Raw genomic sequence first — 9,751 nt, 5'->3', positions numbered from 1 at the left:
GGTTCGTTTGCTTGCTTTGTTCAGTTTTCAAAGGTCTACTGCGTTGTTTCAGCAACTTTTAAATCATATCAGATTGACAAGTGATTGTCAACTAAAAGTTTGAAGTTTTTTTCGTTTGAACAAAGTGCTTAAAACGAATTTTCTTCGGCTGCTTAACAGCGACTTTGTTATTTTAGCAATCTGTTTGCCGTCTGTCAATCACTTTTTTAAGTTTTTTCCAAACTTTTTTAATTGCTGTTCTCAAGCGTTGTTGCTCTCTTGAGGACATGTAATAATATACCAACTAAAACACGTGAGGTCAATGGATTTCTTGTGCTTTTTTTAACTTTTTTTCATATCCGATTGTTTATTTCTTTCTAGCTGATAATCATTCGTTATTTAAGCTTTTTCATGCAAAATTAACGGGTAAAAAGCGGAAATATCTAGTGAAGTTTTCTATTAAAAAAACCTGCCGATCATTGAAATCGACAGGTTTTTCTATTTTATCTCATTGTTGGGAACAATAGGACGTCGCGAATCGATTGCGCATCAGTCAACAACATGACTAGTCGGTCGATTCCGATTCCTAGTCCTCCTGTTGGCGGCATACCATATTCTAATGCCTCTAGGAAATCTTCATCCACCCCATGAGCTTCATCGTTTCCTTGTTCTCGTTCTTTTTCTTGGTCTTCAAAACGTGCTCTCTGATCGATAGGATCGTTTAACTCAGTGAAGGCATTGGCAAATTCTCTGCCTACAATAAATAGTTCGAAGCGATCGGTAAAGCGACCGTCATCCGGATTTTTCTTCGCCAATGGAGAAACTTCTACTGGGTGACCATAAACAAAAGTTGGTTGTTGCAGTGTATCTTCTACGAATGTTTCGAAAAATTCATTGATGATGTGTCCTACAGTCATCGCATCAGTAATCTCAACATGATGTTTTTTAGCCAATTCACGAGCTTCGGCAACCGTCATTTCTTGCCAGAAGTCAACACCGGTTTGCTCTTTGATGGCATCGACCATGTGGATCCGTTTGAATTCAACTTCCAGGTCAACTTGTTGCCCGTCATAGCTGATGGTTGCATTACCAAGAACCTTTTGGGCGGCGTTGCGGATAATTCCTTCTGTCAGGTCCATCACATCACGGTAATCGGTATAAGCAGTATAGACTTCGAGCATCGTAAATTCTGGGTTATGGGTCGTGTCGATTCCTTCGTTTCGGAAAACCCGACCAATTTCATAAACTTTCTCCATGCCACCGACAATCAGACGTTTTAAATGCAATTCCAAAGCGATACGCAAATATAGGTCCATATCCAATGCATTATGATGGGTCGTAAATGGACGGGCAGCGGCTCCGCCGGCTTGATTGTGCAGAACCGGTGTTTCCACTTCCAAATAGTCCAATCCATCTAAATAGCGACGGATTTCGCTGATAATTTGGCTGCGTTTGGTGAAACGGTCAAAACTTTCCCGGTTGCTGATTAAATCCAAATAGCGTTGACGGTAGCGTTGTTCAACATTCGTCAAGCCATGGTATTTATCAGGCAACGGGCGCAACGCTTTTGATAAAATCGTGATTTCTTTGGCTTTGATGGTTACTTCACCGGTATCGGTTTTCATGATTTCACCGGCTACACCGAAGAAATCTCCAAGGTCAGCATGTTTGAAAACATCATAAGCTGCATCTCCGACTTGATCTTTGCGAACGTAGATTTGGATTTGTCCTTCCCGATCTTGCAAATGGGCAAAGCCGGCTTTGCCCTTGCCTCGTTTGGTAATGATGCGGCCAGCGATACTTGCTGAGAGATTCATTTCCGCTAATTCTTCTTTTGTGCGTTGGTTAAATAATTCATGCAATTCTGCGGAGTTATGGGTCCGGTCGAAACGCTTGCCGAAAGGATCAATCCCCTCTTCTCGCAACTGTTCCATCTTTTGACGACGAACCAGCATTTGGTCATTTAGTTCTTCTTGTGTGTGTTGTTCCTCTGTCACGAGTGTTCCTCCATTCTGTTTTCTGTTCTTTCTTATAATGCCAATGATGGCGAAAAAAAGCAAGACGATTTAAGCTTTTCGTCTTGTTTTTTATTCTTTATGCAGCTATCTTGCTACCGGATGCTGTTCGATTTTTTCTACAAAAGCATCAAGGAGATCAATGATCGTGTGTTGGTCCTCCGCTTGATTGATAGCCACTTTAACTTTTGCCGCGCGAGGAATCCCCTTTAGATAGTAGGAAGCATGCTGACGAAACTCTCTGGCAGCTACTCCTTCTCCCTTTAAATCCACCAAACGTTGCAGATGTACCTTCGCTGTTGCGATTTTTTCTCTTGGCATAGGTTCGGCCGTCAACTCTCCAGTTTCCAAGTAATGTTGTGTGCGATGAATCATCCAAGGATTCCCCAAAGCTGCCCGACCGATCATTACACCATCGGCACCGACTTCTTCCAGCATTCGTTTCGCATCTTCCGGGGTTTTTACGTCACCATTCCCCATAAATGGAATCGTGATATTTTGTTTAACTTCTTTTAATACTTCCCAATTTGCCACACCTTCATACATCTGAACCCGTGTCCGTCCATGCATGGCAATTGCTGAGGCACCGGCTGCTTCTGCCGCTTGGGCATTTTGAACGGCAAAAACATGCTGATCATCCCAACCAATACGCATTTTTACTGTCACGGGGATATCGACGGCAGCAGACACCGCATGTACCATTTCATACACTTTATCGGGGTCCAACAACCATTTTGCACCCGCTTCTGCCTTGATGACTTTGTTGACGGGACAGCCCATGTTGATGTCGATGATATCTGCTTGAGTATTTTCCTGAACAAAGCGCGCTGCTTCCACTAAGGAGTCCTTGTTTCCGCCAAAAATCTGAACACTCAATGGATGTTCCCGTTCATCAATATACAGCATCTCCAAGGTTTTTTTGTTACGAAAATGGATACCCTGGTCGCTAATCATTTCGCAAACGACTAATCCGGCACCAAATTCTTTGACGGTTACACGAAAGGCCGCGTTGGTAATCCCTGCCATAGGGGCAACAACAACGCGATTGGAAATCTCTACATTCCCGATTTTCCATGTGTTGTTCATTTTTTCCCTCCCGCTTCTTCCTTTAATGCAGCTAAATCTTCTTCTGTGTACTGATACTTATTATTGCAAAAAGCGCAAACTGCTTCGGCACCATGATCTTCCTCGATCATTGCCTGAATTTCATCTGGTCCTAGAGCGATGATTGCTTCTGAAAATTTTTCTTTTGAACAGTCACAGGCAAATTGCACGTCAATAGTGTCCAAAAATTCCACTTTGGTAGCTGGCAACAGACCTTGTAAAATATCTTCTGGCCGTTGTCCTTCATCCAATAAGGTGGAAATTCGCGGCGTTTCCTTCAACGCCATCTCAATTGCCTCAATTACGGCTTCATCTGCTCCCGGCATGATTTGGATCATGAATCCTCCGGCCGTTTTGATGGAATCATCTGTATTGACTAACACGCTTAACCCAACGGCAGAAGGAATTTGCTCGGATACGGCCAAATAGTAAGTAAAGTCATCCCCCAGCTCTCCTGATACAATCGGTGTTTGACCGGAGAAAGGTTCTTTCAATCCCAAATCCTTAATGACGGTGAACATTCCTTGGGTTCCAACTGCTCCTCGGACATCAATCTTTCCCTGTTCATTCAGAGGCAAACTTAAATGTGGATTTTTGATATAGCCTTTGACGTCCCCGTGACCGTTACTATCGACGATAATCGCCCCGGCAGGACCATCTCCTTGAATCTTGATAGTTAATTTATCTTCACCTTTAACGGTAGCTCCTAACAACAAGCCGCCAACCAGCGCCCGTCCTAAGGCAGCAGAGGAAGTATTCCATGTATCATGACGCTTTTGCGCTTCGGCAACTGTGTGAGTCGCGCTGACTGCGTATGCGCGAACAAAGCCGTCGTATGCTAATGCTTTTACTAAATAATCTTTCATGGGATCAATCGCTCCTTTTGATTTTACTTATGAATCATACTAGGAAGCGGCTTGTTTTTCAACGTTGCCGGTTCAAAACAAATAAAAAACTTAAAAAAATCCAGCCAGAGGGACGGATTTTCCGTCTTCTGGCTGGATCTGTCATTTCTTATTGTTCATCTTTTGGTTGATCGGAATCATCTTTTGTGCGAACTTCTTCAGCTTCTGCGTCAAAGTACTCTTTTGCTTCTTCAAAATCAGATTTTTCAGCGGCTTGTTTTTCCGCATCCTTTTCTTCCAAGGCACGTTTTGCTTCTTCAAAAGTTTGTGCTTTTTCGCTTGGGTATTCTTCTTCTGTTCCTTCCGGCATTTTACCTTCTTCAAACAGTGATTTGATTGCTTTCGCATCCAAGGTTTCATGTTGCAACAATTTTTCAGCAATCAATTTGTGTTGTTTGCGATGCGCTTCAATGATTTCCCGCGCTTTTTCATGGGCTTGATTCAAAATGCTTCGTACTTCTTGATCGATCTCATAAGCGACTTGTTCCGAGTAAGCTTTGGTTTGACCGTAGTCACGACCGACAAAGACTTGATGATTGCCTTCATATTGAACAGGTCCAAGTTTTTCACTCATCCCGTATTCAGTCACCATGCTGCGAGCCAAACCGGTTGCTTGTTCAAAGTCATTGGAAGCACCGGTAGATTGAACGTTGAAGATGATTTCTTCTGCTGTCCGTCCACCAAGCAACCCAACGATTTGTTCAAACATATCGTCTTTGGTCATTAGCATTTGATCTTCTCTTGGCAAGGCGATCATGTATCCACCCGCTTTTCCACGAGGGATGATCGTTACTTTATGCACCACTCGGGCACGGCTTAAGACCAAACCAACGATCGTATGCCCTGCTTCGTGGTATGCCACCATTTCTCGTTCCCGTTTGCTGATTACGCGATCTTTCTTCGCTGGTCCAGCAATAACACGGTCTTCGGCTTCATCCACATCAGAAGCATCAATTTTCTTTTTATTTCGACGAGCAGCAACTAATGCCGCTTCATTCAAGACATTCTCTAAATCTGCACCGGCAAAGCCTGGTGTTTGTTGCGCTACGACTTTCAAATCAACGTCATCCGCTAACGGTTTGTTCCGAGCATGAACCCGTAAAATCGCTTCACGACCTTTAACGTCTGGACGACCCACCAAAATTTGACGGTCAAAACGACCTGGACGTAGCAAAGCAGGATCTAACACATCGGAACGGTTTGTTGCGGCGATGACGATGACGCCTTCGTTGCCGTCAAATCCATCCATCTCAACCAATAATTGGTTCAAGGTTTGTTCCCGTTCATCATGGCCGCCGCCCATACCAGCGCCACGTTGACGACCAACGGCATCGATTTCATCGATGAAGATAATTGCTGGTGCATTTTTCTTTGCGGTTTCAAAGAGGTCACGGACACGACTTGCTCCGACACCAACGAACATTTCTACAAAGTCTGAACCAGAAATTGAATAAAACGGTACGCCTGCTTCACCGGCAACGGCTTTTGCAAGCAAAGTTTTACCAGTTCCGGGAGGTCCTTCCAACAAGACACCGGCTGGGATGCGGGCGCCAAGTTCCACGAAACGCCGCGGATCTTTCAAGAATTCAACAACTTCTACTAGTTCTTGTTTTTCTTCTTCTGCTCCGGCAACATCAGAGAAGCGGATACGGTTGGCTTTTTTGTCAGCTTCTTTGGCTTTGGATTTGCCAAAGTTCATGACACGGCCGCCACCACCGCCGCCACCGCCTTGTTGGCCCATCATCATATAGAAGAAAAAGATAATGATTACCAATGGCAGGAAGCTCATTAACAGCGAAAGCCATACGCCGCTGTTTGATTGTTCTTTGATGACTGTTTTCACATCGTTCTCACTGGCTAAGTCCGTCACTTCGCTAAGTGTGGAATCATTTGGTAGAACGGTTGTAGAAAAACTGGTTGTTGGTGTATCTGTGTCTCCCCAAACAGACAGCCCATTGCTGTTGCTGACCGTTTGTTTTTCTTTGTATTCACCGGTAATTTTGTAAACACCATTTGTTGGCTGGACGGAAAATTCTTTGATTTTGCCATCTCTTAATTGTTCGGTAAATTTAGAGTACTCGATGTCTGGCGATTGCTGGCTGCCGTTTCCAAAGATGAAATAGACGACCATGACCATCGCAAGGAGCACGAGTACATAGTATAAGGTATTTTTCAGCATACCGTTATTTTTCTTATTCATGCTTGCCCTCCCTGGCTATTCTTTTATCAATACTGACCATTACATTGTACCATATCTAAATTGAATTCTAGCATTAATTTGACTGATAAACGCTAGGTTTTAAAACTCCTACATAAGGAAGGTTGCGATATTGCTCAATGTAATCTAAACCGTATCCGACCACAAATTCATTTGGCACATCAAAACCGATATAATCTGCTTCGATATCTACCACACGGCCTTCTTGTTTATCTAACAAGGTCACGATTTTTACTGATTTGGCTTTGCGGTATTTGAACAGATCCACTAGATACGCAAGGGTGCGGCCACTGTCAATGATGTCTTCCACGATTAACAGGTCACGACCTTCAACATTGGTATCGAGGTCCTTCAAAATTTTTACTTCTCCTGATGAAACGGTTGCCTTACCGTAACTGGACACGTCCATAAAGTCCATCTCCAAGTAACAATCCATCGCACGAACGATATCTGCCATAAAATGGATTGAACCTTTCAAAACGCCGATTACTAGCGGGTTCTTTCCTTCGTATTCACTGGTCAGTTCTTTCCCCAACACGTCACAGCGAGCAGAAATCTCTTCTTTGGTAACTAAGATTTTCTCGATATCTTTTTCTAACATTTTCTTCTCCTTCCAATGCTACTTCCGATATTTATAAAGAAGTCTGTAGTGTATTTTATCAGTTTCCTCGGCAATACTCAAATAAGAAAAGAGGACCGGTAGAATTGCCACTATGCGTTGTTCCTCATCTTCCACCAGCCAAGCCCGTTCCCGTTGTTCATTAGGTATTTTTTTATCGATAAACACACGACTGACTTTTTTTCGCAACGCTGGAGTCAGCTGAATCCTGTCTCCTGCCTTGCGTTTACGGATTGTTACCATCGTGGAAAAGTCTACCGGTAAAACTTGACTGAATTCTGACCAAAATTTGACTTTTTTGGGAATTTTCCCCGGTTGATCACTGCGCCACAGCGCCAACCATTCATTTTCTGACAAAAAAAGGCTTTCGCCTAACCGCATTTCGTGGCATTTCAGTGCTTCTTGGCTTTGATTTCGCTGCAAAGAAAAGCGGTCATAGGTTTTGATAACTTGCCAATCTTCCTCAAAATCTAAGGTCCACTGGGCTTTCTCACTATTTAGCTGCTGCAAAATTTTCATCAGCTGCTCTTCACTGGCACCGATTCCCAGTTGTTTGCGACTTTCCATAAAGAAATATTGCAAATAAAAATAGCGTTGAGCAGGCGCATTCGCCAAAAAATCAGGCAAGGCAAACTGCCAATCCGCTTCTCGGTGGACGGCTGTTTCAAACCATGCTTTTTGCTGTTGTGTCACCCAGTCTTCTGCCCAAAGCAATTGCTGAGACAATTGCTGAAAATGCGGTAAAATCTGTGGATTTTCTTTTTTTAACAAGGGAACCACCTGATGCCGCAGCCGATTTCGCTGCATATCCAACGAAGAATTGGTTTCGTCTTCATAATAGAAGATTTTTTTTTGCTGGGCGTAGGTTTGAATTTCTTCTTTGCTGAAGGACAGCAGTGGACGAATCAGCTTTCCGCCAGCAAAAGATTGGCTGGGACGGATTCCGGCAGCACTTTTCAAATTGCCTTCCCGCATCATTTTCATCAGCATCGTTTCCAGTTGGTCATCACTGTGATGGGCTGTCATCAGAGTATCAAAATAATACGTCTGCATCAGCTGACGAAAAAAATCATAGCGAAATTGCCGTGCCGCATTTTCCATCCCGGCGATTGGCGGATTTTCCCAGCGACGAACATAACAGGGAATTCCTTTTTTTTGACAATAGTCCTGCAAAAACTTTTCTTCCTGCTGTGACGCCTCCCGCAACTGATGGTTGATATGAGCCACAGCGATGGTGCAGTCGATTTTTTGACTGACTTTTTCCATCAAATCCAGCAAAACCATTGAATCTACCCCGGTAGAGACCGCCAGCAAAATATTTCGCTGTGGCTCCCAGTAGCCCTCCTGATTGCCTCGCTGCCAAAACGCTGTTTCTAATTCCACACACTTCACCTGCTTTTTTTAAGATTCTATCCTTGATTGAATGACAGAAAAAAAATCCGAACTATCGTAGAAAGCACTCCAAAGCGCCACAGTTTTGCGACAAGGACCAACCGGACCGCAGGAGCAATATTCTATATAGTTCGGATTACATTTGATTTTGGTAATCATGGGTTCAAAAACTTCTAATCAGGAACGAATAGGTCTGATTTCTTTATCTTTGAACGAATGAATACAACTTCATTCCGCCTTTGTTTCACTCTCTGCAAAACAAATTCAGTTATTAGTTGCGACGCCCACCGCGGCCACCGCGTTTTCCTTCAGTATTGCGTTTCAAAGATGTCAGACGGTCATCGCTGTCTTTCAAAAATGAACTCATCAATGAATCGAAGTCTTGTTTATTGGCAGCATTCATTGGGCTTTGCCCACGAGAAAATGATTTCTTTTGTACGGGACGGCTGCTGCGTGGTTCTTTTTTTACAAATTCACGTTTTTCTTGCGGTTGTTCTTGCGCTTTGCGAATTGATAAGCCGATTTTCCCGTCATCTCCAACAGAAGTGACCAATACCGTTACTTCATCGCCAACCTTCAACACATCATTGATATCTTTGACAAAGCCATTTGATACTTCGCTGATGTGAACCAACCCGGTTTTTCTATCCCCTAAATCGATAAATGCACCAAAATTTGTGATACCAGACACTTTTCCTTGTAGCTTAGCTCCTGCTTCGATTGACATATAAAAACTGTTCCTCCTAGTTTTTTCCCTAAATATATATTTCACTACTCATTGGTAGTAGTAGACGATTGTGATTCGCTTGTTTGATTGTCTCCTTCTGGCAAAGGGTAGACACTTTCTCCGTCTTTTGAATAAAAGAAACGGCTGCGGGCTAATTTTGCCACGTAGTCATCGTCCTTCAACAGGGAAACATCATGTTGGAGCTGGGCAACCGTTTTGGCGGCTTCTTCCTGCTCAAGCACTGCTTCCTGCTTGATTTCCCGGAGTTCTTGCAAACGTTGATGGTCTTGAAACAATTGAAACCCGACAAACACAAAAACGGCTATCGCTGCAATAAAAATCGCACCTAAGCGTCGGCGACGAAAAACAACTTGCTGATGTTGTTCTTTGTATTTTGCATACTGAGCCTTTGCATAAGCAGTGTCAAGCGTCGTAATGTTGTTCTCGTTTTTCATCGCATACTCTCTCCATCTCTCGTGATTGTCGTTCTCATTATACCAACATCAAGATAGCTTGTCTAATCTAATTCGCATGACTTTCTTGACGTGTTTCCGAAATAATTTCGTACATTTTTTCTGCATCTTCTTTTTTCGTTGATTCATGCAGTTCGGTGACTTTGATTTCCAAGAGTTTGTTGCCAAATTGAATCTTTACAAGGTCGCCGATTTTTACGGTACTGCTGGATTTTGCCAGCTTGCCGTTGATCTGGATTCGCCCTTTGTCTGCCACTTCTTTAGCAACCGTTCGCCGTTTGATGATTCGCGCGATTTTTAAAAATTTGTCTAAACGCAT

At 43.3% G+C, this 9,751-nt stretch carries 9 protein-coding genes; all 9 read right to left on the bottom strand.

The features are described 5' to 3' along the window. Positions 1-482 precede the first annotated feature (482 nt). The 9 genes from lysS to BN1875_RS03020 all read right to left on the bottom strand — a co-directional run bounded on the left by lysS (position 483) and on the right by BN1875_RS03020 (position 9,751). On the bottom strand, positions 483-1,976 hold the full coding sequence (gene lysS / locus BN1875_RS03060; protein WP_048603385.1) for a lysine--tRNA ligase: 1,494 nt from the start codon (positions 1,974-1,976) through the stop codon (positions 483-485). A gap of 105 nt (positions 1,977-2,081) precedes the next feature. Then, positions 2,082-3,080 carry a tRNA dihydrouridine synthase DusB gene (dusB, locus tag BN1875_RS03055; RefSeq protein WP_048603384.1) on the bottom strand — a complete coding sequence of 333 codons (999 nt, stop codon included), beginning with the start codon at positions 3,078-3,080 and terminating at the stop codon, positions 2,082-2,084. Beyond that, the gene (gene hslO, locus BN1875_RS03050) at positions 3,077-3,964 is read right to left on the bottom strand and encodes an Hsp33 family molecular chaperone HslO (protein ID WP_048603383.1); all 888 of its coding nucleotides are present in this window, start codon (positions 3,962-3,964) and stop codon (positions 3,077-3,079) included. The genes dusB and hslO overlap by 4 nt, the downstream gene beginning before the upstream one ends. 148 nt (positions 3,965-4,112) lie before the next feature. After that, complete coding sequence (gene ftsH / locus BN1875_RS03045) at positions 4,113-6,203, bottom strand: ATP-dependent zinc metalloprotease FtsH (protein WP_048603382.1); 2,091 nt, start codon at positions 6,201-6,203, stop codon at positions 4,113-4,115. Between the two features lie 73 nt (positions 6,204-6,276). Further along, the gene (hpt, locus tag BN1875_RS03040) at positions 6,277-6,822 is read right to left on the bottom strand and encodes a hypoxanthine phosphoribosyltransferase (RefSeq protein ID WP_048603381.1); all 546 of its coding nucleotides are present in this window, start codon (positions 6,820-6,822) and stop codon (positions 6,277-6,279) included. An 18-nt stretch (positions 6,823-6,840) separates the two neighbouring features. Further along, on the bottom strand, positions 6,841-8,223 hold the full coding sequence (gene tilS / locus BN1875_RS03035; protein WP_048603380.1) for a tRNA lysidine(34) synthetase TilS: 1,383 nt from the start codon (positions 8,221-8,223) through the stop codon (positions 6,841-6,843). 280 nt (positions 8,224-8,503) lie between these two features. Continuing rightward, entirely contained in the window at positions 8,504-8,959 is a 456-nt protein-coding gene (locus BN1875_RS03030) for a S1 domain-containing RNA-binding protein (protein ID WP_048603379.1), read from the bottom strand. Positions 8,960-9,003: 44 nt separating this feature from the next. Further along, positions 9,004-9,414, bottom strand: coding sequence for an FtsB family cell division protein (locus BN1875_RS03025; RefSeq protein WP_048603378.1), 411 nt, complete (start codon positions 9,412-9,414; stop codon positions 9,004-9,006). A 67-nt stretch (positions 9,415-9,481) separates the two neighbouring features. After that, complete coding sequence (locus BN1875_RS03020) at positions 9,482-9,751, bottom strand: RNA-binding S4 domain-containing protein (RefSeq protein ID WP_048603377.1); 270 nt, start codon at positions 9,749-9,751, stop codon at positions 9,482-9,484.

Source organism: Enterococcus massiliensis (assembly GCF_001050095.1).
Taxonomy (GTDB): domain Bacteria; phylum Bacillota; class Bacilli; order Lactobacillales; family Enterococcaceae; genus Enterococcus_C; species Enterococcus_C songbeiensis.
This window is presented reverse-complemented; position numbering and strand designations above follow the sequence as displayed.

What these genes read in the sequence shown, in the direction of transcription:
- hpt (WP_048603381.1), bottom strand. Translation starts at nt 6,822, where the DNA reads ATGTTAGAAAAAGATATCGAGAAAATCTTAGTTACCAAAGAAGAGATT.
- BN1875_RS03030 (WP_048603379.1), bottom strand. Translation starts at nt 8,959, where the DNA reads ATGTCAATCGAAGCAGGAGCTAAGCTACAAGGAAAAGTGTCTGGTATC.
- ftsH (WP_048603382.1), bottom strand. Translation starts at nt 6,203, where the DNA reads ATGAATAAGAAAAATAACGGTATGCTGAAAAATACCTTATACTATGTA.
- BN1875_RS03020 (WP_048603377.1), bottom strand. Translation starts at nt 9,751, where the DNA reads ATGCGTTTAGACAAATTTTTAAAAATCGCGCGAATCATCAAACGGCGA.
- hslO (WP_048603383.1), bottom strand. Translation starts at nt 3,964, where the DNA reads ATGAAAGATTATTTAGTAAAAGCATTAGCATACGACGGCTTTGTTCGC.
- dusB (WP_048603384.1), bottom strand. Translation starts at nt 3,080, where the DNA reads ATGAACAACACATGGAAAATCGGGAATGTAGAGATTTCCAATCGCGTT.
- BN1875_RS03025 (WP_048603378.1), bottom strand. Translation starts at nt 9,414, where the DNA reads ATGAAAAACGAGAACAACATTACGACGCTTGACACTGCTTATGCAAAG.